The organism is Sporosarcina sp. P1, from assembly GCF_002743155.1.
In the GTDB taxonomy this organism is placed as follows: Bacteria; Bacillota; Bacilli; order Bacillales_A; family Planococcaceae; genus Sporosarcina; species Sporosarcina ureae_B.
The window spans coordinates 13,598-38,884 of sequence record NZ_PDYS01000006.1; the positions used below are offsets into that span (position 1 = coordinate 13,598).

The 25,287-nt window shown below is 38.6% G+C and carries 33 protein-coding genes, 1 other RNA gene and 1 riboswitch; of the genes, 12 read left to right on the top strand and 22 right to left on the bottom strand.

Annotation, left to right across the window (positions count from 1 at the left end; genetic code table 11):
* Nucleotides 1-51 precede the first annotated feature (51 nt).
* From CSV73_RS07990 to CSV73_RS08005, 4 genes are read right to left on the bottom strand one after another with little or no spacing between them, the layout of a single operon-like run.
* A complete protein-coding gene (locus CSV73_RS07990; protein WP_099627136.1) occupies nt 52-774 on the bottom strand; it encodes a FadR/GntR family transcriptional regulator in 723 nt (240 codons plus the stop codon).
* A 5-nt stretch (nt 775-779) separates the two neighbouring features.
* Nucleotides 780-1,307 (bottom strand): methylated-DNA--[protein]-cysteine S-methyltransferase, encoded by a 528-nt coding sequence (locus CSV73_RS07995; RefSeq protein ID WP_233202854.1) that lies wholly within the window; start codon nt 1,305-1,307, stop codon nt 780-782.
* Between the two features lie 6 nt (nt 1,308-1,313).
* On the bottom strand, nt 1,314-1,628 hold the full coding sequence (locus tag CSV73_RS08000; protein ID WP_085131765.1) for a DMT family transporter: 315 nt from the start codon (nt 1,626-1,628) through the stop codon (nt 1,314-1,316).
* A gap of 2 nt (nt 1,629-1,630) precedes the next feature.
* The gene (locus CSV73_RS08005; protein ID WP_085131766.1) at nt 1,631-1,966 is read right to left on the bottom strand and encodes a DMT family transporter; all 336 of its coding nucleotides are present in this window, start codon (nt 1,964-1,966) and stop codon (nt 1,631-1,633) included.
* A 155-nt stretch (nt 1,967-2,121) separates the two neighbouring features.
* A riboswitch (SAM riboswitch) is annotated at nt 2,122-2,222 on the top strand.
* A 79-nt stretch (nt 2,223-2,301) separates the two neighbouring features.
* Here CSV73_RS08005 and CSV73_RS08010 point away from each other — a divergent pair.
* Nucleotides 2,302-3,432, top strand: coding sequence for a methionine biosynthesis PLP-dependent protein (locus CSV73_RS08010; RefSeq protein WP_099627138.1), 1,131 nt, complete (start codon nt 2,302-2,304; stop codon nt 3,430-3,432).
* A 150-nt stretch (nt 3,433-3,582) separates the two neighbouring features.
* Nucleotides 3,583-4,344, top strand: coding sequence for a glucose 1-dehydrogenase (locus tag CSV73_RS08015; RefSeq protein WP_099627139.1), 762 nt, complete (start codon nt 3,583-3,585; stop codon nt 4,342-4,344).
* Between the two features lie 86 nt (nt 4,345-4,430).
* Here the strand turns inward: CSV73_RS08015 and CSV73_RS08020 are convergent, their stop codons facing one another.
* Nucleotides 4,431-4,613, bottom strand: a complete 183-nt coding sequence (locus tag CSV73_RS08020) for a hypothetical protein (protein ID WP_085131769.1) — start codon at nt 4,611-4,613, stop codon at nt 4,431-4,433.
* Nucleotides 4,614-4,832: 219 nt separating this feature from the next.
* Nucleotides 4,833-5,348: a type 1 glutamine amidotransferase domain-containing protein gene (locus tag CSV73_RS08025; RefSeq protein ID WP_099627140.1), complete on the bottom strand. Its 516-nt coding sequence runs from the start codon at nt 5,346-5,348 to the stop codon at nt 4,833-4,835.
* Nucleotides 5,349-5,630: 282 nt separating this feature from the next.
* Between CSV73_RS08025 and CSV73_RS08030 the strand changes: the two genes are divergently transcribed.
* The gene (locus CSV73_RS08030) at nt 5,631-6,266 is read left to right on the top strand and encodes an HD domain-containing protein (protein WP_085131771.1); all 636 of its coding nucleotides are present in this window, start codon (nt 5,631-5,633) and stop codon (nt 6,264-6,266) included.
* A gap of 417 nt (nt 6,267-6,683) precedes the next feature.
* On the opposite strand, the gene CSV73_RS08035 is transcribed toward CSV73_RS08030, so the two are convergent.
* On the bottom strand, nt 6,684-6,917 hold the full coding sequence (locus CSV73_RS08035) for a hypothetical protein (protein ID WP_085131772.1): 234 nt from the start codon (nt 6,915-6,917) through the stop codon (nt 6,684-6,686).
* A gap of 111 nt (nt 6,918-7,028) precedes the next feature.
* Here CSV73_RS08035 and ssrS point away from each other — a divergent pair.
* Nucleotides 7,029-7,223: non-coding RNA, 6S RNA (gene ssrS / locus CSV73_RS08040), on the top strand.
* Nucleotides 7,224-7,279: 56 nt separating this feature from the next.
* On the opposite strand, the gene CSV73_RS08045 is transcribed toward ssrS, so the two are convergent.
* Nucleotides 7,280-7,603, bottom strand: a complete 324-nt coding sequence (locus CSV73_RS08045; protein WP_085131773.1) for a four-helix bundle copper-binding protein — start codon at nt 7,601-7,603, stop codon at nt 7,280-7,282.
* A 152-nt stretch (nt 7,604-7,755) separates the two neighbouring features.
* Here CSV73_RS08045 and CSV73_RS08050 point away from each other — a divergent pair, with 152 nt between their 5' ends.
* Nucleotides 7,756-8,241 (top strand): antibiotic biosynthesis monooxygenase family protein, encoded by a 486-nt coding sequence (locus CSV73_RS08050; protein WP_233202855.1) that lies wholly within the window; start codon nt 7,756-7,758, stop codon nt 8,239-8,241.
* 66 nt (nt 8,242-8,307) lie between these two features.
* Nucleotides 8,308-8,805 (top strand): DUF3231 family protein, encoded by a 498-nt coding sequence (locus CSV73_RS08055; protein ID WP_085131775.1) that lies wholly within the window; start codon nt 8,308-8,310, stop codon nt 8,803-8,805.
* Between the two features lie 360 nt (nt 8,806-9,165).
* Here the strand turns inward: CSV73_RS08055 and CSV73_RS08060 are convergent, their stop codons facing one another.
* Genes CSV73_RS08060 through CSV73_RS08070 form a run of 3 tightly spaced genes read right to left on the bottom strand, consistent with a single transcriptional unit; the run spans nt 9,166 to nt 12,796 of the window.
* Nucleotides 9,166-10,290 (bottom strand): Ger(x)C family spore germination protein, encoded by a 1,125-nt coding sequence (locus CSV73_RS08060; protein ID WP_099627141.1) that lies wholly within the window; start codon nt 10,288-10,290, stop codon nt 9,166-9,168.
* Nucleotides 10,287-11,384, bottom strand: coding sequence for a GerAB/ArcD/ProY family transporter (locus CSV73_RS08065; protein WP_099627142.1), 1,098 nt, complete (start codon nt 11,382-11,384; stop codon nt 10,287-10,289). The genes CSV73_RS08060 and CSV73_RS08065 overlap by 4 nt, the downstream gene beginning before the upstream one ends.
* On the bottom strand, nt 11,381-12,796 hold the full coding sequence (locus CSV73_RS08070; RefSeq protein WP_233202856.1) for a spore germination protein: 1,416 nt from the start codon (nt 12,794-12,796) through the stop codon (nt 11,381-11,383). The genes CSV73_RS08065 and CSV73_RS08070 overlap by 4 nt, the downstream gene beginning before the upstream one ends.
* A 135-nt stretch (nt 12,797-12,931) precedes the next feature.
* Here CSV73_RS08070 and tatA point away from each other — a divergent pair, with 135 nt between their 5' ends.
* Complete coding sequence (gene tatA, locus CSV73_RS08075; protein ID WP_029054194.1) at nt 12,932-13,144, top strand: twin-arginine translocase TatA/TatE family subunit; 213 nt, start codon at nt 12,932-12,934, stop codon at nt 13,142-13,144.
* Between the two features lie 154 nt (nt 13,145-13,298).
* On the opposite strand, the gene CSV73_RS08080 is transcribed toward tatA, so the two are convergent.
* The 3 genes from CSV73_RS08080 to CSV73_RS08090 all read right to left on the bottom strand — a co-directional run bounded on the left by CSV73_RS08080 (nt 13,299) and on the right by CSV73_RS08090 (nt 15,386).
* The gene (locus CSV73_RS08080) at nt 13,299-13,646 is read right to left on the bottom strand and encodes a rhodanese-like domain-containing protein (RefSeq protein WP_085131778.1); all 348 of its coding nucleotides are present in this window, start codon (nt 13,644-13,646) and stop codon (nt 13,299-13,301) included.
* 236 nt (nt 13,647-13,882) lie between these two features.
* Complete coding sequence (locus tag CSV73_RS08085; RefSeq protein ID WP_085131779.1) at nt 13,883-14,419, bottom strand: acyl-CoA thioesterase; 537 nt, start codon at nt 14,417-14,419, stop codon at nt 13,883-13,885.
* A 145-nt stretch (nt 14,420-14,564) separates the two neighbouring features.
* Complete coding sequence (locus tag CSV73_RS08090; RefSeq protein WP_099627143.1) at nt 14,565-15,386, bottom strand: Cof-type HAD-IIB family hydrolase; 822 nt, start codon at nt 15,384-15,386, stop codon at nt 14,565-14,567.
* Between the two features lie 175 nt (nt 15,387-15,561).
* Between CSV73_RS08090 and CSV73_RS08095 the strand changes: the two genes are divergently transcribed.
* Both CSV73_RS08095 and CSV73_RS08100 read left to right on the top strand, forming a co-directional pair.
* Nucleotides 15,562-16,353, top strand: coding sequence for a class II aldolase/adducin family protein (locus CSV73_RS08095; RefSeq protein WP_085131781.1), 792 nt, complete (start codon nt 15,562-15,564; stop codon nt 16,351-16,353).
* A 50-nt stretch (nt 16,354-16,403) separates the two neighbouring features.
* The gene (locus tag CSV73_RS08100) at nt 16,404-17,150 is read left to right on the top strand and encodes an AAA family ATPase (RefSeq protein ID WP_085131782.1); all 747 of its coding nucleotides are present in this window, start codon (nt 16,404-16,406) and stop codon (nt 17,148-17,150) included.
* 49 nt (nt 17,151-17,199) lie between these two features.
* On the opposite strand, the gene CSV73_RS16460 is transcribed toward CSV73_RS08100, so the two are convergent.
* Nucleotides 17,200-17,349 (bottom strand): hypothetical protein, encoded by a 150-nt coding sequence (locus CSV73_RS16460; RefSeq protein ID WP_157111232.1) that lies wholly within the window; start codon nt 17,347-17,349, stop codon nt 17,200-17,202.
* Nucleotides 17,350-17,476: 127 nt separating this feature from the next.
* Between CSV73_RS16460 and CSV73_RS08110 the strand changes: the two genes are divergently transcribed.
* Both CSV73_RS08110 and CSV73_RS08115 read left to right on the top strand, forming a co-directional pair.
* Nucleotides 17,477-17,668, top strand: a complete 192-nt coding sequence (locus CSV73_RS08110) for a hypothetical protein (RefSeq protein WP_085131783.1) — start codon at nt 17,477-17,479, stop codon at nt 17,666-17,668.
* Between the two features lie 29 nt (nt 17,669-17,697).
* Nucleotides 17,698-19,320: an ABC1 kinase family protein gene (locus CSV73_RS08115; RefSeq protein WP_099627145.1), complete on the top strand. Its 1,623-nt coding sequence runs from the start codon at nt 17,698-17,700 to the stop codon at nt 19,318-19,320.
* A 34-nt stretch (nt 19,321-19,354) separates the two neighbouring features.
* Here CSV73_RS08115 and CSV73_RS08120 read toward each other — a convergent pair whose 3' ends face one another.
* The 6 genes from CSV73_RS08120 to CSV73_RS08145 all read right to left on the bottom strand — a co-directional run bounded on the left by CSV73_RS08120 (nt 19,355) and on the right by CSV73_RS08145 (nt 23,842).
* Nucleotides 19,355-19,867: a YcxB family protein gene (locus CSV73_RS08120; RefSeq protein WP_085131785.1), complete on the bottom strand. Its 513-nt coding sequence runs from the start codon at nt 19,865-19,867 to the stop codon at nt 19,355-19,357.
* Entirely contained in the window at nt 19,857-20,441 is a 585-nt protein-coding gene (locus tag CSV73_RS08125) for a histidine phosphatase family protein (RefSeq protein ID WP_099627146.1), read from the bottom strand. Before CSV73_RS08125 ends, CSV73_RS08120 begins: the two co-directional genes overlap by 11 nt.
* Before the next feature lie 11 nt (nt 20,442-20,452).
* The gene (locus CSV73_RS08130; protein WP_099627147.1) at nt 20,453-21,625 is read right to left on the bottom strand and encodes an MFS transporter; all 1,173 of its coding nucleotides are present in this window, start codon (nt 21,623-21,625) and stop codon (nt 20,453-20,455) included.
* 96 nt (nt 21,626-21,721) lie between these two features.
* Nucleotides 21,722-22,387 (bottom strand): peptide-methionine (S)-S-oxide reductase MsrA, encoded by a 666-nt coding sequence (gene msrA / locus CSV73_RS08135; protein ID WP_085131788.1) that lies wholly within the window; start codon nt 22,385-22,387, stop codon nt 21,722-21,724.
* Nucleotides 22,388-22,480: 93 nt separating this feature from the next.
* Nucleotides 22,481-23,035 (bottom strand): GNAT family N-acetyltransferase, encoded by a 555-nt coding sequence (locus tag CSV73_RS08140; RefSeq protein ID WP_099627148.1) that lies wholly within the window; start codon nt 23,033-23,035, stop codon nt 22,481-22,483.
* 168 nt (nt 23,036-23,203) lie between these two features.
* A complete protein-coding gene (locus tag CSV73_RS08145) occupies nt 23,204-23,842 on the bottom strand; it encodes a pentapeptide repeat-containing protein (RefSeq protein WP_099627149.1) in 639 nt (212 codons plus the stop codon).
* An 80-nt stretch (nt 23,843-23,922) separates the two neighbouring features.
* Here CSV73_RS08145 and CSV73_RS08150 point away from each other — a divergent pair, with 80 nt between their 5' ends.
* Entirely contained in the window at nt 23,923-24,411 is a 489-nt protein-coding gene (locus CSV73_RS08150; protein ID WP_085131790.1) for a DinB family protein, read from the top strand.
* Nucleotides 24,412-24,456: 45 nt separating this feature from the next.
* On the opposite strand, the gene ytvA is transcribed toward CSV73_RS08150, so the two are convergent.
* A complete protein-coding gene (gene ytvA, locus CSV73_RS08155) occupies nt 24,457-25,194 on the bottom strand; it encodes a YtvA family blue-light photoreceptor (protein WP_085131791.1) in 738 nt (245 codons plus the stop codon).
* Between the last annotated feature and the right edge of the window lie 93 nt (nt 25,195-25,287).

Here is a 25,287-nt window from a genome sequence, read left to right on the forward strand (position 1 = left end):
CATTCATCTATTTCAATAAAAAAATCACTCAACATATAATGAGTGATTTTTTTATTCCTTTACCGACTGCCAATGGTTGATTAAAACAGATTCCACATTCAGAAGATGAGCTTGCATAGTACTTGCTGCATGATCTGGTTGCTGTGATTTAATTGCCAAAAATATGGCTTCGTGTTCATCATGCAAGCGTTCTACTGTCGCTGTATCTGTATAGAGGCAAATGCGACGCGTCTCTCTCATCGATTCGCTCATTAGCCCTGCAACTTGACTAAGCAAATTTACCAATAAAGGATTTTTCGTTGCTTCTGCGATTGCAAAATGGAAGTCTAAATCCGCTTTTTCACCTAGCAAAATATCTCCGGCATGCTTTTTCATTTCATCGAGTGCCGTTTCCATCTTTTTCATGTCATCTGCTGTACGGGATTCTGCTGCATTCGCTGCAGCTCCAGTCTCAACTATTTTTCTCACCGCTAATAAATGTTGAATATCCTGTTGATTCATAAGCAAGGCACTCTGTAACGGGAAGATCATATCGACGGATGAGAATTCCTTGACATATGTACCTTCTCCCTGTCTCATCTCGATAAGCCCTCTAGCACGTAAAGTTGATAAAGCTTCCCGAATGGTCGACCTACCGACCGTAAAATTTTCAGCCAGTTGCTGCACAGAATCCAATTTATCACCTGGTTTCAACTCCCCAGACTGAATGGAGCCAAATAAACTTTCCGCTACTTCTTCATATATTTTCTTCGGTTTAATTTGCTTATATTTCATGTCGTTCACTCCGTTCTCTCACTTATCCGGCTGGATTTCTCCAGTTGTAGCAAGCTCCGTTTATGCTCTTCACCATCTCGATAGCCGGATAATCGTCCACTTTTTGCAATAACACGATGACAAGGCACTATGATCAATACGGGATTCTTGCCTATTGCAGATGCTACTGCACGAACAGAAGATACCTTCCCCATCTGTTCCGCAATCTCTGAATAAGTTGTAATTTCCCCATACGGTATTCGTTGTAGCGCTTCCCACACTTGCAATTGAAACGGTGTTCCCTTTAAATCAAGGGACAACATTGGAAAATCATAAGCTCTTCCTGATAAATACTCTTTGATCTGACTTTTATAGACTTCAAGTTTTCTTTCATCTTCCTGTAAACCTTCAATACCAAATCGCTTTAACCAATCCTTCATATGCTCCAAACTATCTTCAGCTAGTCCCATGTAGCAAAGTCCTTTTTCTGTAGAAGCTAATGTCACAGACCATCCGTCGAAATCAAATCGCGTCCAATAAACCAGTGTGTCCACTCCCCTTTAACCGAATATTTTCAAGCCAACAGCACCTAGAATAATGAGCGATAAAAAGAAGAGACGTTTGATGCTAGCGGATTCTTTGAATAGCAAAATCCCCATCAATACGGCTCCCGCTGCACCTAGTCCTGTCCATACCGCATAGGCTGTACTCATCTGAATCTCGCGCATAGCAAGAGACAGGAAAACAAAACCAAAACCAAATATCCCCACAATAAGTAATAACCTTTTAATTGAACGCTTCTGTAAATAATAATTAATACTCACTACACCAAAAATTTCACCGAGACTGGCCAAAGCTAAGTACACCCAAGCCATTGTCAGCCACCTCCTTCTGTATCTGCTTTTTCATCTGTTGTCAGTTTGATACCGACTACCCCGATGACGATTAATCCGATGAAGGTCAGCGTAACCCATGTGAAGCCTGCTTGAAAGACGAAGATATCCACCAAAAGGATTGCAGCGGCACCTGATCCGGTAAAAACTGCGTATACTGTGCCTGAAGGTAATTTTTCACATGCTTTAATAATGAAATAAAAACTGAATACAATCGCCACAATAGTTCCGGTCCATTGAATTACAGTTTCAGAGTAACGGAGACCGACTACCCAGAAGATTTCTATAACAGCCGCTAGCGCGACATAACCCCAAGCCAAAATGAAAATCTCCTTCCCGTCATGAATATTATTTATAGTATAGCAAATCTTTTACTGAAACAAATAATCATCAACTGACGGTAAAAGGAAACTTGCATCTAGTATATCTGCATGATAGAATAAATCCGTCAACAGTTTTGCCTATATTATGAATATTCTCATCGAGAGAGACGGAGGGATAGGCCCAGCGATGTCTCAGCAACCAGCCCCAGGCACGGTGCTAATTCCAAGGGTGATACCACCTTGAAGATGAGAATACTGTATACACTTGTATGTTCGAGGGCCTATTCGAAAAGAAGAGGTTCTTTTTTATTTTGTTGGGGGGATGGATATTCATGACAAACAACGGATTAGAAACTAGATTAGTACAAATTGGAAACCACAGTGATGTGAAAACCGGAGCAGTCAATACGCCGATTTACTTGTCTACAGCCTACCACCATGAAGGTCTAGGTAAATCCACGGGATACGATTACACACGAACAAAAAATCCTACGCGTTCTGTCCTAGAAGATGGAATCGCAAACTTGGAATCAGGTGATCAAGGATTTGCCTGCAGTTCTGGAATGGCAGCTATTCAACTCATTTTATCTTTATTTAAAACAGGTTCGGAACTATTGGCACCTGAAGACTTATATGGCGGCACCTATCGTCTATTTAATCAATATGAAGAGACGTACAATGTGAAGACGCGTTACCTATCGTTCGATGATGTTTCAGAAGTCGAGCAAGCGATTACTGAACGTACAAAAGCGATCTTCTTGGAAACGCCTACAAATCCATTAATGCAAAACATCGCTATTAGTACGTATGCAGAATTGGCGAAAAAGCATGGTTTATTGCTCATTGTCGACAATACGTTTTTAACACCCTATTTCCAACGACCAATAGAAGAAGGTGCAGATATCGTCATTCATAGCGCAACGAAATATATCGGTGGACATAATGATGTGCTTGCAGGTCTAGTCGTCGCAAAAGGTAAGGATTTATGCGAACGTCTATTTACTAACCATAATGCGATTGGAGCTACATTGTCCCCTCTTGATTCATGGCTTGTAGTACGCGGTCTAAAGACTTTGCATTTACGCATGAAACAGCATGATGCAAATGCCAAAGAGATGGTATCTTATTTAGAACAAGAACCTCTCATTGTTGACGTGCTTTACGCTGGAATCGGTGGTATGTTGTCATTCCGAGTACAGAATAGTGAGTGGGTGGGGCCATTCCTTGAAAATATGAACTTAATTTCATTCGCGGAAAGTTTAGGTGGTGTCGAAAGCTTCATCACGTATCCGACTACACAGACGCATATGGATATTCCATTAGAAGAACGTAATCGCCGTGGAGTAGACGACCGTTTGCTCCGTTTCTCGGTGGGTGTAGAAGATGTAGAAGATTTGATTGCTGATGTAAAACAAGCCCTTTATGCTGCGAAAGAAGTAGTAGAAGGTGTAAAAGTTCAATAATAGTAACCAGTACAACTCGAACAGTCATTTTAACTATGATAGTTCGAGTTGTTTTTTTGCAGCCAAAGTACAGAAACTACTTTTTCAATAATTTGGCATGAAAGTATATAATATAATCAAATCGTACTAATATAATTGGAGGCGATAAGTTTGAAACGTTTGGAAAATAAAGTAGCAGTAATAACTGGCGCAGGATCTGGGATTGGACGGGAAATTGCTGAATTGTATGCCCGTGAAGGTGCAAAGCTTATCATTGCAGATATGAATATTGAAGGTGCAGAAGAAACTGTCCAGACGATTAAAAGTGCTGGTGGTGAAGCATTAGTAGTTAAAACAAATGTAACAGTTGAAGAAGACGTACAAAAAATGATGGATACAGCAGTTGAGCAATTCGGTACACTTGATATCCTAGTGAATAATGCTGGTATTATGGACAATATGTATTCCGCAGCTACAGTAACGGATGAAGTATGGGATAGAGTATTGGCAATCAACACAACAGGTGTGATGCGCGCAACCCGTAAAGCATTGTCTATCTTTGAAGAGAAAAAAGCAGGTGTTATCGTCAACATGGCTTCTATCTCAGCGGTGACGGGTGGTCGAGGTGGCTTTGCTTATACGGCATCAAAACACGCAGTGGCAGGGATGACGAAAAACGTTGCTTCCCACTACGGTCCATTAAATATCCGTTGTAACGCGATTGCTCCAGCACACATACCAACTAATATTACAAATAGCTTGTCACAACCGGATGAGTTCGGAATGAAGCAAGCGCTAAGGGGCGTAAACATGATGAGCCGCCCCGGAACAAAAGAAGAGATTGCAAACATTGCGCTATTCCTTGCATCAGACGAATCTTCCTATGTTAACGGTATCATTATGGAAGCTGACAACGGATGGTCTGCATATTAAGATGTAGTAATTCACGATAAAGCACTTGGAAATAGCCGATTACATCGATACAAAAAAGCATCCAATAATTTGGATGCTTTTTTGTATTAGTGAGCTTGATGCCATTTTTTCTTTTCACTTGCATAGACGACCGCTGCCGGTGCCGCAATAAACGTGAGCGCGGCCATTCCAGCGAACATACCTACCAGCTCTTTACTTCCAAAGGAAAATCCAGCTGCTGCACCTAATACAATCCCCGCTAATACCGCCAACGCAACAATCTTATACATGTTAGATCCCGACCTTTCATTTGTAAGACGCGATCGTCTCCGCGCTTTATTCGTTGCTTTTAGCATACTCTCATTGAGAACGTTTTTCAAGTGCAATTGAGAATCTTTTTCAACGAATGTTAATATGTACTGTTATCGTATGTTGTAAGCGGTGGTATAATGTGCTGAAGTCACAAAAAAAACGTCAAGGCTTTTACACCTTGACGATCAGAATATTTTTTATTTTTCTAGCAGTTTTAGTGATTCGCGATTAAATGCTGGAATATCATCAGGTGTACGGCTTGTTACGAGTTGGTTCTGACAGACTACGACTTCTTTGTCTGCGTATTTTGCACCCGCATATTCCATATCTACACGAATGGATGTGTATCCTGTTGCATCGCGCCCTTCAAGCGCTTTTGCTGTAATGAGCAATTGTGGGCCATGACAAATTGCAAAAACAGGTTTTTTTGCATCCATAAATTCTTTAACGAATTTTACGAAACGATCATCTGCACGTAAAATATCCGGTGAGAATCCGCCCGGAATAAACAATGCGTCGTAATCTGACGATTTAGCGTCAGCAATTGCTTTATCAATTTTCACTTTTGTATTTTCTTTCATACCCGTTACGTCTGTTCCTGCTTCCGCACCGATCACTTCTACTTCATGTCCAGCTTCTTTATAAGCAGTAGCCGGTTTCATGTATTCCGAGTCCTCAAACATATCTCCAAGTACTGTTGCAATTTTAGCCATAATGCTTACCACTCCTTATATGATGTTCTGTACATACTATTCCACATTATAAAGAGGCTAAACATCATCACTCGAAATCTAGTTCCCCTTCAGCCACCAAGTGAGTTATTATAGTAATAGTTATTGAATATCTTTTTTGCTTAGTAGAGTCCTCCCCTACTCGTATAATTATGTCTACATGAGGGCACGTATATAGTACAAAGCTGTATGTAGGGATGACTTCTTAAAAACGAATGAACAGGTTTTAAAACTGTAAATACTAAACAAAGGGGATGAATATTGTTGGGGGTACACCAATACTTTAAAAGCCTATCTGATTTAGAACAAATTATTCGTTGTCCTGGAAAGTTCAAATTTCAGGAGCATTCAGTCGCTAGTCATTCATTTAAAGTGACAAAAATCGCCCAGTTTCTTGGGACTGTCGAAGAGGAATCTGGACAGAATGTGGATTGGAAAAGCCTATATGAAAAAGCATTAAACCATGATTATGCAGAACTATTCACAGGGGATATTAAGACACCTGTAAAATACGCTTCGAAAGAATTGAAGAAGCTATTCGGTGAAGTGGAAGAGGAAATGACCAGAAAGTTTATAGAAAAAGAATTCCCTACTGAGTTTCAAGCTATCTATTTGGAACGATTGAAAGAAGGTAAGGATGAATCATTGGAGGGGCGCATATTATCCGTTGCTGATAAAATTGATTTGCTGTACGAATCATTTGGTGAGATCCAAAAGGATAATCCGGAGCCATTGTTTATAGAAATCTACGAGGAAGCATTGAGGACAATACTGATGTTCCAAGACATGAACTGTGTAGAATACTTTTTAAAACATATACTTACAGATATGCTCAGTGAACGATTTACTGAACATAATGAGTTAATTGACATTACCATGCGTATAATAGAGGAAAAGTAAAAGGTATTTACAAGCGAAGAAGGTAGAACTAGAGCAGTGAACTTCTTACGACTGAAGTCACGAGAGTGCGTTCTGCTTCTTTAATCTGAGTAAATCGCTTCTACATCCATAAATAAATTAAGCGTTTCAGTTCTGAAGGACTTAGTTTTTTCTCCTCCTGACCATGCATAATGAAAATCTGATTTTCTATCCTATTAATCTGAATGAGCATTTCTATGACACTTTTAATCAAAAATGCTCATTCTTTGATCACGGTCTCCCGATTGCCCACGCTTATTGCGTATGATAATACGTGACCTTAAAAGCAAGTGTTACCACTTTTAAGGCGCACTATATGTCGCGCTAAAACCCTTTTTCAACACAACTAGCAAGAACTTTAGTGCCGCCAATTTATAATTGCATTGCAGTGTCTTCCATCTAAAAGAATATCCCTATGATAACTAGTATGGCGATAATTATACTGCCGACTTGCCCGATTACTGCAGATGAAATGATAGGTTTCTTTTGAAATATATCAATGAGCTCAATATCCTCACGAAGCTGTTTTACCTCTTTACGAAGTTTACCCACTTCTTGATTCAACGTACTGATTTCCTCCGTCTGTCTTGTAACCAGCTGTTGCTTTTCCGAGTTGTTTTCATGCTGTTCCATACATGATCACTCCTTGTCTTTTCATTTCTATACGTTATATCATACGTTTTAGTTTCAAAAAACAGAAGAACTTTCCATTGCATTTACGCTATTCCGGGTGTAAGATAAATCTACAAGCTGTATTGTTCGTATGACATTAAGTTTTAACCTTTAAGCTGTAAAAGGGAGTTTATTACGAAACGGAAATGGCATGCTGGATTCCTTTTTAGCAATCCAGACATACAGGAACGTTTTCCGCAAACACCCACTTTGAGGAGTGGTGGTTTAAAACTTTCTATGACTAAGTACGGCAAACACGGCTTACATAAACAGAGAAAAACACCTTCTTAAAAATGGAAGGTGTTTTATCTTTATATAAGGAATTAAGTTATACTGCGGCAAGCTTCCGCACAGTTGCGGCATGCTTCAGCACACTGCTTGCAATGATCATGATCGTGTTTACCACATTCCTCTGCACACTGAACACATACTTCCGCACATAGCTGCAAGATTTTATCTGTAAACGGACTCTGTCGGGTAATTGCCTGGATTGCATATGAACAAATATCTGCACACTCTCGATCAAGTCGAATACAGTCAACCATCATACGAACGTCTTCTTCTTTTAGACAAGCGTCAAAACAATGATTACACGTCTTTACACAATCCTCTAATATAGCCAATACATCCGCATATTTTTGGTTCATTAAATCGCCTCCAAAAGTATTTTGTTTCTTATTCTCCCCTTTTATTTTAATCTCAAACCCACTTCACTGTTTCCTTATTCATTGAAAGCATTTTCATTTTTCAGCTATAATACATAGTAATTAACAAAATAGAAAAAGATGAGGTGTTTGAATTGAAACTATTTAAATGGACAGGTCCACTAGAAGAAGCAGGTAACTTACCAGAAGAAGCGCGTGCGTCATTAATGAATAATGATGAAGAAGTGCTTGTACTGCAAGAAGCGGAAACGACCACTCTTGACCATGCCGTCGAATACGATGTGTTGGATCAAAGCGGAGATTTACCATCTGGGCGTTTCGCTGTATTAAACAATATTCCTGTAACTGAGAAAGGTAGAGAGATTTTTGAACAGCGCTTTAATAACCGCGCACGTTTAATAGAGGCGGAGCCAGGATTCGTAGCGATCCGTGTATTGCGACCAGTACACTCTGGCACCTACGTGATTTTGACTATGTGGGAAGACGAACAATCCTTTAAAAATTGGCAAGAATCGCAAGCTTACGGAAAAGCGCATGCGAAACGCGGTACAGAAGATGGTGTCGATCAACGTCCTAATATCTTCTCAGGACCTTCATTTGTTACGACTTATAAAAAATAAGTATAAATAAGCGATATCTGCAAAGACTACTCTTGAAGTGAAAATAATGATGAGGAGAGTGTTTTTGTGGGTATTTTAGATGGTAATCCAAAAGATCAGCCTATGCATTACGGGGAAATCACTGCTATATGGGCGTTTATGGGTGCGAATAACGGTCTAATCAGTGGTTATGAAGCATTTGTTAATCATGCAGGAGATGAAGACCTAATTCGGCTACTAGAAGAAGCAATAAAAACAATGAAAGCTGAGAATAAAGATTTCGGTAAAATATTAAAAGCTAATGGTATCACTCCACCTCCTGCCCTTCCAGAAAGACCAAAAGCTAACCCAGAGGATATTCCTGCCGGCGCACGATTTATGGATCCCGAAATCAGTGGTGCTATGTCCATCAACGTCGGCCAAGGACTAGTTTCATGTAGTATGGCGATGGGTCAATGTTTACGTGAAGATGTTGCGACACTATTTGCTAAATGTCATATGGAGAAAGTCGCATTTGGTGCCAAGTTGCTGGGCTTGAATAAGTCCAAAGGTTGGATCATCCCTCCACCACTTCATTTGCACTAATCACCACATAACTTCGCCAGCGATATACGCTTGGCGAAGTTTTTTCTTATTGTGAATAGATTCTTTAGTTGCACTCAGTTTAGCCAAGTAAAATACATTCATTTAGAAATTCGGAAGAACGTATATTCTCATAAAGAAACGAAAGACCGAAAGAAAACACCAAGGACGACCTGTTCAGCTTGAACGACTACAAAGGCTGGATAGTATGGCGTTCGGTGAGGAGTAACCTTCGATCATAAACGCCAGCAACCAGCTAACTTAGAAAATAAAGAGCGACGTAATCATAGATAGTAAAAAGTCGTCACAAAAAGTAATAAAAAACATCATCCTATACTTTGATGGATGACGTTTTTGAACTAATTATTCTATCGTCCCTGTCCCTTGTAATTTGACGTCCACAGTCACTTTGAATTCTATATTAGGATATGCCTGTTGCCACGTAGTAAATATTTCTTCTGTATGCAAACGTGTAGCTCGGTAGCGTAAGCCAAAACCAAAAGGATCTAAACTTTCCTCTTGCATTTTAGTTAGAAATTGTAGAACTTTTTGTTTCACATCTTTTGAGGCCAATCGATTATACTCATCCAATTTAGCTACAGATAAATCTTTATTGGCTTCACCTATCGTTCCTTTCATCACAATGTGCATATCTATTGCACTTGGCGCTACACTTCCTTTACTAGGTACGAATTTATATTTCATTTTACTTTGATTAATGTTCAACAATAACTCAAGGCTTCCATCTCTGATCAGATAGGTGAATCCATTTGAACCTTTCAATAATGAGTTATAGTATTTCGTGTGAATAGTAGATAGCACAATCGGTTCTTCCCTTGTATCAACTACAATGGAATTGTTCACTATTAATTCATCGCCTTTTTCATTTGTTTCAATTAGTGGTAAAACAGGATCAATACCTTCCGAGAGTATATCTCTGCGCAATTGAAACAAATAAGTCGTCACGACGTATGGGCTATCATTCGCTGTTCCACCAAAGAAGTTGATTAAAGCAACTGATGCTGGCGCTTCAGTATTAGGTTCTACTTTTAAAATAGATTCTGCAGAAGGTCTAGCCCCTGCAACATATGCGATTAATTGAATATCACCGCGACGAATAAAATAATCCATGAATGATTGCATATCATCCCTAACAAGTTTTTCATGAACGATAATTGTTTTCATATGCCCCAGTTCCAATATCTTATCTACATGCGTTTCCAGCATGCGAATCGCTTCACCTATCGAATGTCCCTCACGAGAAAGATACGCAAAGCTCGGCTTGGCGGAATCCTTAATAGCACCAAATGGCAAAGCGACTTTCATTGTTACTTTGTATCCATTCTCGATATGTTCAGCAGGATCAATCCCAATCGAAGACACAAATAGTCGTTTATCAATGTCTTTGAAAGCACATCCAGATTGCAACAACACGCCACTCATACATAAAAACGCCATAAGCCATTTACTCACTGAGAGGAATTTCAAGACTTCACCCTCCTATTCACTACAAGCATAATAATCATCAGGCCAATGAATACAATGGGAATCGAATTAAAGAAATACTTACTATAAAGAAACAGATCATACTCAGTCACTTTTAATGTGGTATAGATCGCAATTAACCAAAATATCACGATCACTATCATAAAACTAATTTTTTCACGCGACTTTATTTTCATTTTTTCTATATCAAAGACACTTTGAAATAATTTACAAGCAACATGCCAATGAATTGTAATATTTAAGAAAGCAATAGCTAAGAAAAGTAACAAAAAGATAAATATCACTCGCTCAATTACTCCGAACTTCATTCGAATAGAATCACTGGTCAGAATCCATGGGTATAGAATATTTTCCACCTGATCAAATCCCAATACACCAATCGGTATAAAATAGGTCGTGAAAATCATAAAAACTCCTAGACTGAACACAATTAGTGCTTGTTTAATACCGAAAGTCATTTTTTTCTTCAGTAGCGAATTGAAAATGATGATATCAAAAGCTCCTACAAATAAATAGGTCGTCGCAGAGAATACTGTATAGTCTGGTGGGTTATCAATAAATGTCATCGCAATTGCCACTTGATCCCAGCTAACTTGTTCAGTAAAGTAAAGTTTTATTACGTAATATGCAGCAACAGGAAGCGCTAAAATAAACACCAATTCAATTGTAAATAATATATTTCGACTCTGCATGATTATTCCAAATGTAATCACTGGAATGAACATCGCAATTACTAAATAAATAGACATCTCGGGTGTTATAAATCGTAAAAGAATATCTATATAGGTAATCAGTGTCTGAAGACCTGAAACATACCAAATGACTCCAAAGATAAATAACGCAGGAATAGCAATCCATTTCGATAGATATAACGTTAAAATTTGCGGTAAACTTTTCCCTGGAAACGCTTTAAAAGAAGTGATCAATGCCCAGTTCATAAATACTCCAAAAAACAGCGCGATGATCATCGTTACAATTGCCCCATGTTCACTTTTAGCGAATAAAATTCTCGGACTAGAGGCAATAAGATTTGCGATCATGTTTGATATGAGTAAAAGATAGACAAATCGGCTCATGAATCATCCGCCTTTAATTCTTCTTGTCTATTTTTCCAAAACATTCGTAAATACGGCTCACCGAAACTGTCTTTGTTCACCAGGTATAACAATAACCCAAGTATTCCAAGCATCATCCCTGCAATACCAAACAACGTCGTATATACCAATAGAAAAAAACGGCAAACCCGGACAGCATAATTCATTTCACTGATTGGGATAACAAATGTGGAAATCGCTACAAGTGAGACGACGATGACCATAATGTTCGAAGTCAATGCTGCTTCTACTGCCGCGGTTCCAAGTATCAGTCCTCCAACTGTTGTAGCCGTAGCGCTAATACTATTCGGCAAACGCATACTAGCTTCTGTCAGTAGTTCGATAAATATTAACATAAAAAAGACTTCAATAAATGAGGGATACGGAACACCAATCCTGCTTGCTGCCACTGTTAGCGCAAGCTCAGATCTGAGGACTTCTGGTGTATACGAAGTGACTCCAACATATATAGCCGGCAACATAATACATGTAAACAGCCCGGCATATCGTAGAAATCGTATAAGCGATACTACCCAAAAGGAATAATACAGGTCTTCCATTGAAATCATAAAATCAAAGAACGTTGTAGGGGCAATAATTGCGTGTGGGCTTCCATCTACTAAGATAATGACTTTCCCACTCGCCATATTATGAAGAATTCGATCGGGACGCTCAGTCAAAAGACTTGTTGGAAACAGGCTGTATTTTTTATTGTTCAAGTAATACTGTAAGTCTCCGCTTGCCTGAACCAGCTCCACATCTAAAGTGAGAATACGCGTTTTTATTTTCTTCAATAGCTGAGGATTTACTTTTTCTCCATCGTAAATTAATGCAATATCACGATTTGAAGCATCTTCCAATTGAAGAGGTTCAACAATCAAGGAAGGTTTGTGATAACGTTGCCGCATTAGATTAATATTCGTTTCAATACTCTCGCTGAGTCCGAGTTGAGGACCGTGAATTGTAGGTTCCATAATGGCGTCTTGCACCGCATTGGCTGCTACCACTTTCAACTCCAGCAACGTTATTTGCTTGTCGATCATGACAAATACATTGCCTTTCGTTATTTCTATAAGAACCTCTTCGTCCCCAGTTGGCATCTTGGTTTCATAAGGTAATGAATGAATATACTCTGCAAAATTCTGTTCTGATGACATCTCATAGAAAGGTTTCACCACGATTGTTTGTAGTTGCATCATATCCACTACACTTTTCAAATACAGTAAGTGCACGACTCGATCTTTACTTTTCAAAGTCTTTTTCACTAAATCCGCAGTCGGTTCCAGTCGTTTAGCTAAACGTGTAAAGTATTCAGGCTGTTCTATATGACAGGTTGTTTCATCCAAAATTATCACTTCTTTCTCATCCAACAAGTTACCTGTTAGTTTGTCCAATCATTGGAAACTTAATCACGAAAATAAGGAAATACTCTTACTCATTTAAATTTTCAAATAGTGTTTTATGAGATCAAAATAGGTTATGATGTATAGAGAACTATATCTTTTTCAGCAATGAAAGGAGGAATCGCTATGAACTTAGCCGCAATCGGAGTGCCTGGCTTAATTATTATTTTAGTGATTATATTAATTTTGTTTGGCCCCCGTAAATTACCCGAAATCGGTTCAGCAGTTGGTAAAACATTGTCTGAATTCAAAAAATCAGCAAAAGACATTATGGATGACGACGATGAACCTAAGAAAATAGAAGTACAAAAAGTTGAGACGAAAGAGCAAGTAAAATAATAAAAATAAAAAGAGATATCTACGAAGGTTTTGTGCATGGCACTCCAACGGATATCTCTTTTTCTATATGATGTTTTTTTACATTTTCTTCCATAAATAATACGTACATAAAGAAACAAATCATGTGTTATATTGCTACCCTGCCAACTTGTATTCATTCTAGTGACTTATTACTAACATATTCTTTCCACGCAGTAATCCCACCTTCCAATACAGTAACATCGTAATCCCTACTAGAAAGGATGTTTGCACATGTGGTCGCGGAATTTCCTGTCGTACAAGTAATAATGATTTCACTGTTTTTCGGCAACTGTGGAATCACTTTCTCTACTTTATCTTCTAACGAGAAGATCTCCGTTTTCGGTACGTTGATATCTTCCACATTCGTAGCTTTGATATGAAAATGATTATATTTATCCTCAGCACGTACGTCTACTAGGATAAGTGCTTCCTCACCTTTTATCTTCCTATATAATTGCTCAGCAGTTATCGTTTTAACCATAAATCAATCCATCTCCTTATTTTTCTATGATACTTCTCATTATAGCTTTAATTAACTGTTTTTTTATACGTCCAGACGTTTTATATTATTAAATATATTTTTGAACAATAAAAAGATAGGTATCCTCCAAGAAATTGATTAGAGAACGTCCTATCTATAAGTAGTATGGAGCACAATGTTACATATTATACATACTTTATAAAAATTCTCAGTCAAACTAAGTTAACTAAGAATTTTTATGCGTTCACTTGTACTGGATCATGCCATGGATAATTATTCGTTAATACTGAGGCCAAGTCTTTACTTTGCTGTTTACGCATTAAGCGAATTTCTGCGCGCTGCGGTGCAGTTTCATGTAAATATATTTCCTCTTCTGTTTCAGGAATGACACGTGGAACAGTTAGTGGCTTTTTATTTTCGTCCAATGCAACAAATGTTAACAATGAGGTGGCTGCAATTTTACAATTACCAGTCGCCAAATCCTCCGCAATAACTTTTACGAAAATCTCCATAGAAGATTTTCCAGTCCAAGTCACGTATGACTCAAAGCAGACTGAATCGGAAGGACGGATTGGATACAGAAAGTCTACGGAATCCATAGATGCCGTAACACAATCTGCTCTGCTGTGTCGAGCTGCTGAAATCGATGCAATTTGATCGATATCGCTCATTAAACGTCCGCCAAACAATGTATTATGGTTGTTGACATCATTTGGGAATACTCTGCTCGTTCGTACGACCCTTGATTCTCGACACTGCTTTTCTAGTTTCATTGTAAATATGGCCTCCTCCAAGATGTGAAACAAATCACTCCTTGAGTAATTTGAAAAATTGAATAATTGTTTTTTTGTATATCATCTAACGATACTCTTCGTTCACACAACTGTCAAGATTGAAATTTTAATTATATCTTTTGTATTACTGTTTCATACTGTCATGCAGTAATGGAATATCTTTTTCTTCTAGCAACCCTAAACTGATCAAGCCTTTCATAATACCATCTTCTGAACAAGATGCAGTGACGAGATCTGCTACTTCTTTTAATTCGGGTATAGCATTCTCCATTGCTACCCCGATACCTACCATCTTGATCATTTGCATGTCATTCGCACCATCCCCAAATGCATAGCTGTTTTCAATAGGAATATTCATTTGATCAAGCATTTTTTGAATACCAATTGCCTTAGAAGCCCCTTCAGGCAACATATCTACCGAGTTTTCATCCCATCTTATAAAGGTATAATCCTTGAATAACTCCATGTACTTTTTGGTTTCCTTAGGAGTAGAGTAAATTTGTACTTGATTCACGACAGAGTGAGAATATACATTAGGATCTACAGGAGGATACGGTATTTTTAAACGTGCGGTTCCCTCCTGAACAAGTGGGTGTTCTTCAACGTTCGTTACGAACGACTCAAACGTGGAGTATGTCAATCCATGTCCTTGTTTATGCGCAAACTCGGTAAGTTGTCGTATAACTTCTGGCTTCATAGGATTCGAGTAAATTACTTCTCCATCCAATACTACATGCTGTCCATTCATGGAAACATAGGAATCAAACGATAGTTCTTCTAGCAACCAGTTGAACATAAGTGGAGCTCTGCCAGTACAAATAACAGTGTATATGCCCTTCTCCCGTAATGCCGTAAGAGATTGTTTCGTCGATTCCAAAATTGTTTTATCATGATTCATTAATGTTCCATCTAAATCAAAGAATACGATCTTTTTATCTAGATTCATTTTCTATTCCCCTTTCATATCTCATTGTCTACCATGTAGTTTATCAATTACTGGCCATATTCGCTGTAAAGTTGCTTGAAATTTCACTATATACTGCATTTGATATTTTTGTAAGGGCACGTTATTGTTGTTAGAGAGCGTATTTTTTTATTAAAAAAATTTGGAGGTTTATTTAATGAATATTACTGAAGAACGTGTAAGGGGAGAGAATATAACAGATTATTTACAATATCCAACATTTTCGACTCTTGAAGAAGAACGTCAATATAATAAACAAAGATTAGCAGGGGCATTCCGTCTGTTTGATCGTTTCGGTTTTACTGAAGGTGTAGCAGGTCACGCGACGTATCGTGATCCAGAGTTCAAAGATCATATGTGGGTTAATCCCTATGGCATACCGTTTGGCAAGATCAAAGCATCCGATCTTGTGATGGTAAATCCTGACGGAGAAGTAGTAAAGGGTAAATATTCTCTTCATAAATCTGCCCTCGTGATCCACTCTGCTATTCACGAAGCAAGACCGGACGTCACTGCTTCAGTTCACTTGCATCCTGTATACGGAAAGACATGGGCATCAACTGGTAGATTGATCGATCCATTAACACAAGATGCTTGCGCGTTTTACAATGATCACTCTGTATTGAATGAGTTTTCTGGTGTCGTGTATGAGGATGATGAGGGGGTAAAAGTTGCAAATGCATTAGCGGATAATAAAGCGATGTTTCTAAAGAATCACGGCCCGTTAACGGTTGGACAAACTGTTGATGCTGCTGCATTTTGGTTTATTACGTTGGAACGTTCATGCCAGGTTCAATTACTCGCAGAAGCTGCCGGTGTAGTAAGTCCGATTCCTCCTGAGCATGCAGCAAGCACTGCAAAACAAGTTGGTAGAGATATTGATGGTTGGGAAAACTTCCAACCACTATGGGAAAAAATTGTGAGTGAAGAACCCGACCTATTGGATTGATTACTTTACGTTACTACTTTTTAAAATGAAATAGAGAAAAGGGGGATCATATGTATACAGACCCATTCATTCGTGGAATACGTTTGAAGCGTGATCGAGTTCCATCATTTGAAGACTATCCATTTCATTTGCCTAGTATCAACACGCTAACCGAGCTAGACTTTCATCCGAACGTGACATTTTTTGTCGGAGAGAATGGTATGGGAAAGTCTACGTTACTTGAGGCTATTGCAGTTGCCTTTGGTTTTAATGCGGAAGGTGGTTCACTTAACTTCAACTTTTCCACTTATGATTCCCACTCCAAATTGGATGAATATATTACACTCATCAAAGGCGTCATCAGACCAACTGATGGATTCTTTCTGCGTGCTGAAACTTTCTACAATTTAGCGACTACAATTGAAGAGTTAGATAGTGCACCAAGTCCTAGTCCTAGGATTATTGATGGCTACGGGGGCACTTCACTACATGAACAGTCCCATGGCGAATCATTTTGGGCTACTTTCATTCATCGCTTTAGAGGGAATGGCATTTACTTACTAGATGAACCGGAAGCAGCTTTATCACCAATGCGTCAACTGTCCATGTTGAGCAGGATTCACGATTTGGTAGGTGAAGGCTCACAGTTCATAATTGCAACACACTCCCCACTTCTACTATCTTATCCTGGTGCAAAAATTATCGAATTCACAGATGAAGGTGTGCAAGAAACGACGCTAGAAGAAACTAGCCATTACCAAATTATGAAGCAGTTTTTTGATGATAAAGATCGTATATTACATTATTTGCTGAAATAAATGAACTGGATGAAAAAGCGATTATTTCCGAGGAAATAATCGCTTTTTGTCATTCCTTATTTTCTTTTTTAACTTGCTCCCTTGCTTCCTTCTTTATTTCTTCTACTTGTTCTTCTGCTTTTTTTGCTGCATCGTTAGCTAATTTTGCTGAACTCTTATCGTGATCATCTTTGGGTGTATCTGCATAACTCTTTGTCATTTTCCACACTCCTGTCTGATTATGTAACTTTATTATTCCCCGTATTCATGAAATAAAAACTCACATTTTTAATTACCTGTTTTTTCATGATACAATGAGGGTAGTATTTAGGAAAGGTGGACTACTTTTGTCTAAGAAATTGGCTATCTATTTGTCCATGCTTGTAATCGGCTTCGCATTTTTATTTTCAGCGGTTTTTCTCGATTTACCTGAAAAATTGAAATGGTTATTTTTAGCGATCGCAATCATATTGAATGTTACGTGTGCTGTAGCCGCTATGAGAATTGGCCTGAAAGAGATGAAACCCATTAAAAAGTAAATATCTTTTTGCAGAAAGAAGTGCTACCTATGAAGCGTTCTGCTAGTTATCGTATTATACGCATTGTCTGGATGGCGGTCACTTTTTTTATTCAAGTCCTATTATTCCAGAAACGTCACCGAGGTAATTTCACACCGACTGTCACCGAAAAATGGAATACACTAGTTACGAATCAAGCAAAAGTCTATAAAAAGACGGCTCTTGAATTAGGTGGATTACTCGTCAAACTAGGGCAATTCCTCTCTACACGTGCAGATATCATGCCCGCATCATTCATTGAAGAATTAGAAGGTCTGACTGATCAAGTAACACCAGTTCCTTCTGAAATGGCATTACAATTACTAGATGATGAATGGGGAAAACCGCATAGCGAGTATCTTAGAGATATTACGTCGAAGCCTGTCGCATCCGCATCTATCGGCGAAGTATACAAAGCAGTATTACATAATGGGGCAGAAGTCGCTATAAAAATTCAGCGTCCCAACATTGAACGAATTTTGCGTGCAGATTTTAAAGCAGTACGAATTGTCATTTGGCTCGCGAAAAAATGGTCTTCATTAAGCAAACAGATTGATTTAAATGTACTGTATAGAGAAATGACAGATGTAATCGGAGCGGAATTAAACTTTTTGGAAGAAATGAGAAACGGACGAGGTTTTGCTGAACGCTTTCCTAATATGACAGGGGTAAAATTTCCCGTCTACTATGATGAATATACGACTCGCAAAGTGCTTGTAATGGAATGGATTGAAGGTTCTAAAATAACCGATCTGGCATTTCTCGAACAACATCATATTGATCGCAAAGATTTATCTACCCGACTCTTTCGTTTATTTTTAGAACAAGTTCTGGAAGGTGGTCAGTTCCACGCGGATCCTCATGGCGGCAATATTCTTATACGGCCAGACGGTACGCTCGTATTGATCGATTTTGGTATGGTAGTACATATTACAAAAGAAGATGCGGACGCAATGTTTATTGTTACAGAAGGTATAATTTTGAAACAATACGATCGGGTAATCGACGGACTCGAAACTATGAACTTTTTACTGCCAAATGCGGATCGTAAAGTATTGGCTGACGCAATCGAGAAAGTTGTTAAAGCGTACGAGTCAAATGATTTATATGATATGAATAGTATGGTTGTAGAGAATCTTCTACAAGATCTGCAAGTCATCGTTCGAACTCAACCTGTTCAAATGCCTGCTGAATTTGCATTTTTAGGTCGTGCAGTCTCAGTATTTGTAGGCGTGCTTTATATACTAGATCCCGAAATAGATTTACTTGCTATTACACGCCCCCGTTTAGTTGAATGGGCTAAGAAGAAGAGTAAAGATAAAAACCCATTCACGAATAGAAAAGAATTTCAACGCACAGTATTAAACGGTGTTGGACAGGTTCGTAGCTTTGCTCCAAAAATCTCTTCCTATTTGGAGCAACCTGCATTGATCCATGCTTATCTCAAACAACGAGATATAGATCATCGTAAATTTCAAGTGAAGATGCAAAACCGTCTATTTGCCGGATTCATCGCGGTTGGATCTTTCGCTACATTTACTTATAGCTTGATAGATCTCAATGTCGAACTATTGATTGGGTCTAGTGTAATACTACTCATTTCATTTTGGAAATATCATCGCTTGGGAAAATAAAAAAATCAGGGGCTCGGTAGCCTCTGATTTTTATTTACGTAATCATCCGCTGTTGGATGTAACTTTTCAGCCCATCGACCGAGTATACATCTCGCTTTGGAATAATATATGCACTCACCGTACTCGTATAAATATAGAAATAAGCCGAGTCTTCTATTAGCTGTTTCACGCCAGCCCATTGTACCTTTGTTTCACCCATGGCTGTCTGATCTGCAATTCCTGTTTTATTCATCTTCATAGAATGTGTCCCAACAAGTCCTTCATTCTTACCACTTCTAAGCATCTTGCTCACTTGCCGTGTAATATGAAAGTAGAAATACTTCGGATAAAAGATCACCCATAGAATAGCAGTTACTCCAAACGTAGCAAACAACGGGCCTTTCGTCATATCAGTAAAGATCGATAAAAAATATGCAAACAATAAAAATATTAACGGTGATATATACCGCTGCCATCGTAATGAATTTTTACCGACTTTAGAAGTTTTCACATGATACAAATTAAAAGCAACCACATCTTGTTCCGTTAAATCATAATCAATTTCCATTTATTCCTCCCGTAAGGTGTGCTGTGTCATTTAACAGCAAGCAACTTTTCTCTTCTATATTTATTATAGTCAATGAAGCATTATCGATCTTGACTGTATATTTTTCATCTTCCATCAAGGCCACAATGATCCGTTTGATAAAACTACCATGACTCACGACGATCAGACGTTGATTGGGAATCTTTCGGACCTGTTCATTCACAAATTCAAGACCTCGCGCTATAACATTTTCTGCCGTTTCAAACTGTAAATCCAGTTCCCTCCACTGGGGTCCCCACTTCTGCTGTCGTTCCGATTCCGTCGTTCCCTCAATTAAACCGCCACTACGCTCACGAAGTCGATTATCTTCCACGACTTCAACCCCCGACTGCCTAGCCAGTAAATCTGCTGTCTGTCTAGCACGTGTCATAGGGCTAGTGTAAATAACGTCCCATTCCTCACTTGCCAAGCGCAGTGCCAGCTTTTTGGCAGTCTCTACCCCTTCTTCGTCCAACGGAATATTTGAACTTCCTTGTGCACGACCTTCTTTATTCCAAGCCGTCACACCATGCCGAACAAAACCAATAATGGTCAATTCAATTCCCCCTAGATATTAGGTCTGAAAGATGGCGACCTCTTAATCCATATATAATTCAACACTACGCCAAGTAATAATACAAATGCTCCAAAATAGAATGGATAGTCTACGTCTACATCAAATAAAGCCCCACCGATGATTGGACCAAATACATTTCCAACACTCGTAAACATCGAGTTCATGCCACCAACAAACCCCTGCTCATTTCCCGCGATTTTTGACAAGTATGAAGTTGCTGCAGGTCGTATCAAATCAAACCCTACAAAGATAATCATCGTAACAGCCAGTACGGAAACATAACTTTGGACGAACGTCGTCAGAAAAACTAAAATGGACGAAAAGACTAAACAGAAAAAGATTAGACGTTTCTCCCCTATCGTTCTCGCCAGTTTGTCGAATAACACGACTTGTGCAACCGCTCCGACTAGCCCGCCTCCTGTAATGATGATGGCAATGTCTTTAGGTGTGAATCCAAACTTATGATCAACGAACAAGCTGAAAATGGATTCAAATGATGCTAGGCCAAAAGATAAAATCAATATAATAATAAAGACAATAAAATAATGGCGAGCAAAAATCCTCTTTAACCCCGGTTTAGTTGCATCCTCCGCTACGGCTTCTCGATAACGTTCCGGTTCACGCAATGCAATAAAGGAAAAGATCGCCGCAAACAAAGCGAGTCCTCCAGCGAAGAAGAAAGGAACTCGAGTACCATATGTCGCTAAAAATCCGCCAACCCCTGGACCTAATATAAATCCCGTAGATATGGCAGCAGACATAAAACCTAATGCCTTAGAGCGTGTTTCCATTGTTGTAATATCAGCAATAAAGGCAGTAACAGCTGGCATAATGAAAGCAGCACTAATCCCACCTAAAATCCGAGATGCGAATAGTACCGGCAATGTCTGTCCAGTCCCAAATAAGAATTCGGAAGAACTAAAAATGATTAAACCCACGACAATCATCTTTTTTCGGCCAAATGTATCTACCCATCTTCCTGAAAAAGGTGAAACAAGCAGTTGAGCCATCGCAAAAGTCGCGACCATATAGCCAACCACTGTACCCGATATATGTAATTCATTCATTAATCTTGGCATAACAGGTATAACTAATCCAATTCCCAAAAATGCAATTAGTAAATTGGTCAGTAGCAGACCCAACGTGATGGTTTCCTTTTTCATCTACTCTCTCCTACGTTCAGTCTAAGTTGATATTGGAATATCATAGCAACCACAGAATAAAGTTACAAGAAGAAAAGATTCAGAGTTCCAGTGATTTCACCACTTTAATTTCAAGAACTGCTGAATGAGTTGTTGTCGTACATTTTCATGTAATGGCCAGCTTTCCATTTCATTCACAATTTGATCACGCGTGCCAAAACCTTTAACGAATCCATTCATTCTTGCTGCAAACGTCGAATCAATCAACGACTCTGCAGAAGGATATAATGAATGTAACTGCTCCAATATATTCGGATAACGCTTCAAGTAATATTTCTGATGGCGGTTTTCAGCTAATGTAAAATGGCCTAATGGGGTGATTTCTGTTTCAATTGATTCTCCAAGCTCTATCTCCATTTCTCTCTTGACTAAACTGATTATCTGTTTTTGTTGCAGGTTATGATAGCGCAATGATGAAACGTATTGTTGCCCTTTGTATTGATCACGGTTTGGATAATGATTACGCCAAAAATGTAGAAGTATTTCTTCGTAAGATATACTCGTCGGATCATAATCAATTTCCAACGTTTCAGTATGATCTTCCATCGTCTTGTATGTTGGCGCTGGCGTAGTTCCGCCTGTGTACCCTACTCGTGTTCTGATGACACCTGGCAAGCTGCCAAAGCGCGCTTCTGGTCCCCAAAAACAACCCATTCCAAATGTTGCGGTTTCAAGGTCTCTGTTCTTCGTTAGCTCTTTATCAATTTCAATAGTAGTTAACATGACTAGCCATCCCCTTTATGTTAAGTGTACTCTATACAAAATAACATAATAAAAAACAGAGTCCATTTCGAGAAGGACTCTGCATGAAACGTCTCAAGATTTTTTATGTTTTCCCCACTCATCTTCTAACATACCGTATACGATTAAATCATGATAGTGGTCATATAGAAACTCGCCGTCACGAATGACTCCTTCTTTCTTAAATCCTAATCTCTCAGGAATTGCCTGACTTCTTTTATTCTCCGTAGCACATCGGATTTCTACACGGTGTAGATCATATTCTTCAAATGCATAGTCTAGTAGCGCAGACACGACCGCAGTCATAATACCTTTTCCTTGATAATCTTGCGCCAGCCAATAGCCAATACTCGTTTGCCTATTTGTATAGTTAACTGAATGGAATCCTGCAAAACCCGCCAAGACTCCTTTATACATTATACCTGCTTGGAATCCATCTTCTTCGGCGAATTGTTGTAACCACGCATTTATGATTGGACCATACTGATCCACATCCATCATGGAATCAACCCACGGCAACCACTCACGTAAGTACTCTCTTGATCCATCTACCAGTGCGAATAATACGTCTGCATCTTTCTGTCCTATCAGTTTCAATGAAATATCCTCTGTTACTTGATGTACAAACATAGCATAGCCCCTTTAAAAGCAATTATTTTATTCGGTGAACATTCACTATACCCCTACTTTAAGGCTGTTGGAAAAGAAAATCAATGAGTGAGTGTAGCATAATTTAGGAGAGAGTAAATGTATGAGATCTTATTCTCATGAGTATTTTTAAAACTTAATTATGTCGCTCTATTCATCACGGATATCTAATCCCAACATGGTAGCGAATTGAATCGCCTGCATAGAGGATACAATACAACCATCCAATTCTTTCATAGATACTGTCATGCTCTCGAATTCTGAAGTTTTGATCTCTACTCCTTTAAGAGGTGTTTCGTCAAAGCTTACCGCATCCAGATTACACTTCAGAAAGTATGTGTTTTTAAGTTTACAATCGAAGAAATCTGCATCTTTTACTTGGCAGTTATCGAACTGTACTCTCTCCCACCTTGTATGGACAAACGCAGAAAGATTGCAAATACACTCCTCAAATAACACATCCGTAAATCGGGCATTTGTAAAGTTGACACCAAGCATTTTGCAATTATGAAAACTCACTCGGTGAATACTTATACCCGTCAAGTCTGCATTGGAAAAATCACAGTTTTCAAATCGAACATCTGTAGCGAATAGTTCCGCTAGAATAGCTCCTTGAAAACTAGAATTCTTAATGAGCATACTTGTTAATTGTGCCCGTTCTATTGTTTGCCCATCTATTCGTGAATCGATAACACTTGCATTTTGGAGGGATGAATCCTCTTCGTGTAGTAAGTCTTGTAACTGTACCGGTGTTAAATGCCCCGGTATTTTAGGCTGATGTAGTTTCATAATTTGAACTCCTATTCTCAAGCTTCTATAAAAGATTTATCGTCTTACGAGTGGTACTATGAATAAAAGGGGTGACCACTATGGAAATTAATGATCAAGCACGTAAAGAGCTATTAGCGCAAGTAGAAGACTTGTCAGATGAAGTGATTAATCGAAAACCAGCTGAAAACAGATGGTCTATTAAACAAATTGTGCAACATCTGTACTTAATGGAAGGTAGCGTTGCTAAAACCATTCAGACTAAGCTTTCTAACGACGATCAGAACATTACCACAGTGAAGCCGATTCAACTTACTGTGGATCGTTCTAAAAAAGTAGATGCGCCTGATTTTGTGACACCAACTTCAGATTTTTCTACTCTCCATGACTTGAAAAGTAAACTTTCTGCTACCCATTCTGCTTTACATGATATAGCTGAAAACGCAACGGAAGACCAATTAGCAGTAAAATCGTATCCCCATCCTATTTTTGGCGAAATGAGTCTTACGCAGTGGATTCCATTTGTCGGCTATCATGAACTACGTCATATTGAACAGATTAAAGAAGTAAAAGAACAACTCAGTATCTGATAAAGACCTCTACCATAACTTTGCGTTATGGTAGAGGTCTTTTCTCTATTGCTGAATATAGTAAATTGCTTGCTGAATACTTGAAAAGGTTTTTAATATTTGCTGAGGATCTTTAGCTGACGCTAATTTTTGTGCAAGATCTGGAGAGATGCCTGTAATATAAAGCTGACATCCCATAAGCTTCAATACTTGCTGAATTTCCAGCAACCGATCAATCGAAGTTCCTTGTTGCCAATATAAACCCGTTATATCAATCATTACATGATCCACTTCATTTGAGTGAACGTAGGCGCTCAGTTTCGTAATCAAAAGATTAAAGCGTTCTTCCGTCATTTGACCGATTAAGGAAACAGCCGCCAGGTTATCATAAATTCTCATGATAGGTAACATGAGCTGTTCTATTTCATGATCTTTCGTATGCAGCTCTTCTATTTGTTTGTATTGTACAGAAACATCTGTCTGCGTACCAATACAATATGGCACTCCATCAATAATAATTGGACGAAGACTGAGCCGATTCCAAAATAACGTACCGTCTTTTTTATAGTTTTTAATTACGATTGTCAAAGGTACTCTTTCAGAAACAGCTCTTCTGATCTTCGAAACTGTAGTTGGGTCTGTATCTTTACCTTGAAGAAATCTACAATTACGCCCCAATGTTTCTTCTTGAGTATACCCTGTCATCGTTTCGAATGTTTTGTTAGCAAAAATTATCGGATTATCCTCTTGCGAAGCATCTGTTACTAAAGCTGCAACTCTACTCCCATTAATGATCTCATCCATTAATTTTCTTTGAACTGCCTCCGTTAAATTCTTTATTTTAAACACACCCTATCAATTCAAATGGTATCTATTCTTTCCATAGTAGCACAATAT

What these genes read in the sequence shown, in the direction of transcription:
- CSV73_RS08090 (WP_099627143.1), bottom strand. Translation starts at nt 15,386, where the DNA reads ATGAATCTAGATAAAAAGATCGTATTCTTTGATTTAGATGGAACATTA.
- CSV73_RS16460 (WP_157111232.1), bottom strand. Translation starts at nt 17,349, where the DNA reads ATGACAAAGAGTTATGCAGATACACCCAAAGATGATCACGATAAGAGT.
- CSV73_RS08120 (WP_085131785.1), bottom strand. Translation starts at nt 19,867, where the DNA reads ATGGAAATTGATTATGATTTAACGGAACAAGATGTGGTTGCTTTTAAT.
- CSV73_RS08085 (WP_085131779.1), bottom strand. Translation starts at nt 14,419, where the DNA reads ATGAAACTAGAAAAGCAGTGTCGAGAATCAAGGGTCGTACGAACGAGC.
- tatA (WP_029054194.1), top strand. Translation starts at nt 12,932, where the DNA reads ATGAACTTAGCCGCAATCGGAGTGCCTGGCTTAATTATTATTTTAGTG.
- CSV73_RS07990 (WP_099627136.1), bottom strand. Translation starts at nt 774, where the DNA reads ATGAAATATAAGCAAATTAAACCGAAGAAAATATATGAAGAAGTAGCG.
- CSV73_RS08045 (WP_085131773.1), bottom strand. Translation starts at nt 7,603, where the DNA reads ATGAACCAAAAATATGCGGATGTATTGGCTATATTAGAGGATTGTGTA.
- ytvA (WP_085131791.1), bottom strand. Translation starts at nt 25,194, where the DNA reads ATGGATGAGATCATTAATGGGAGTAGAGTTGCAGCTTTAGTAACAGAT.
- CSV73_RS08130 (WP_099627147.1), bottom strand. Translation starts at nt 21,625, where the DNA reads ATGAAAAAGGAAACCATCACGTTGGGTCTGCTACTGACCAATTTACTA.
- CSV73_RS08065 (WP_099627142.1), bottom strand. Translation starts at nt 11,384, where the DNA reads ATGAGCCGATTTGTCTATCTTTTACTCATATCAAACATGATCGCAAAT.
- CSV73_RS08080 (WP_085131778.1), bottom strand. Translation starts at nt 13,646, where the DNA reads ATGGTTAAAACGATAACTGCTGAGCAATTATATAGGAAGATAAAAGGT.
- CSV73_RS08010 (WP_099627138.1), top strand. Translation starts at nt 2,302, where the DNA reads ATGACAAACAACGGATTAGAAACTAGATTAGTACAAATTGGAAACCAC.
- CSV73_RS08025 (WP_099627140.1), bottom strand. Translation starts at nt 5,348, where the DNA reads ATGGCTAAAATTGCAACAGTACTTGGAGATATGTTTGAGGACTCGGAA.
- CSV73_RS08150 (WP_085131790.1), top strand. Translation starts at nt 23,923, where the DNA reads ATGGAAATTAATGATCAAGCACGTAAAGAGCTATTAGCGCAAGTAGAA.
- CSV73_RS08140 (WP_099627148.1), bottom strand. Translation starts at nt 23,035, where the DNA reads ATGTTTGTACATCAAGTAACAGAGGATATTTCATTGAAACTGATAGGA.
- CSV73_RS08100 (WP_085131782.1), top strand. Translation starts at nt 16,404, where the DNA reads ATGTATACAGACCCATTCATTCGTGGAATACGTTTGAAGCGTGATCGA.
- CSV73_RS08095 (WP_085131781.1), top strand. Translation starts at nt 15,562, where the DNA reads ATGAATATTACTGAAGAACGTGTAAGGGGAGAGAATATAACAGATTAT.
- CSV73_RS08020 (WP_085131769.1), bottom strand. Translation starts at nt 4,613, where the DNA reads ATGTATAAGATTGTTGCGTTGGCGGTATTAGCGGGGATTGTATTAGGT.
- msrA (WP_085131788.1), bottom strand. Translation starts at nt 22,387, where the DNA reads ATGTTAACTACTATTGAAATTGATAAAGAGCTAACGAAGAACAGAGAC.
- CSV73_RS08115 (WP_099627145.1), top strand. Translation starts at nt 17,698, where the DNA reads ATGAAGCGTTCTGCTAGTTATCGTATTATACGCATTGTCTGGATGGCG.
- CSV73_RS08035 (WP_085131772.1), bottom strand. Translation starts at nt 6,917, where the DNA reads ATGGAACAGCATGAAAACAACTCGGAAAAGCAACAGCTGGTTACAAGA.
- CSV73_RS08145 (WP_099627149.1), bottom strand. Translation starts at nt 23,842, where the DNA reads ATGAAACTACATCAGCCTAAAATACCGGGGCATTTAACACCGGTACAG.
- CSV73_RS08000 (WP_085131765.1), bottom strand. Translation starts at nt 1,628, where the DNA reads ATGGCTTGGGTGTACTTAGCTTTGGCCAGTCTCGGTGAAATTTTTGGT.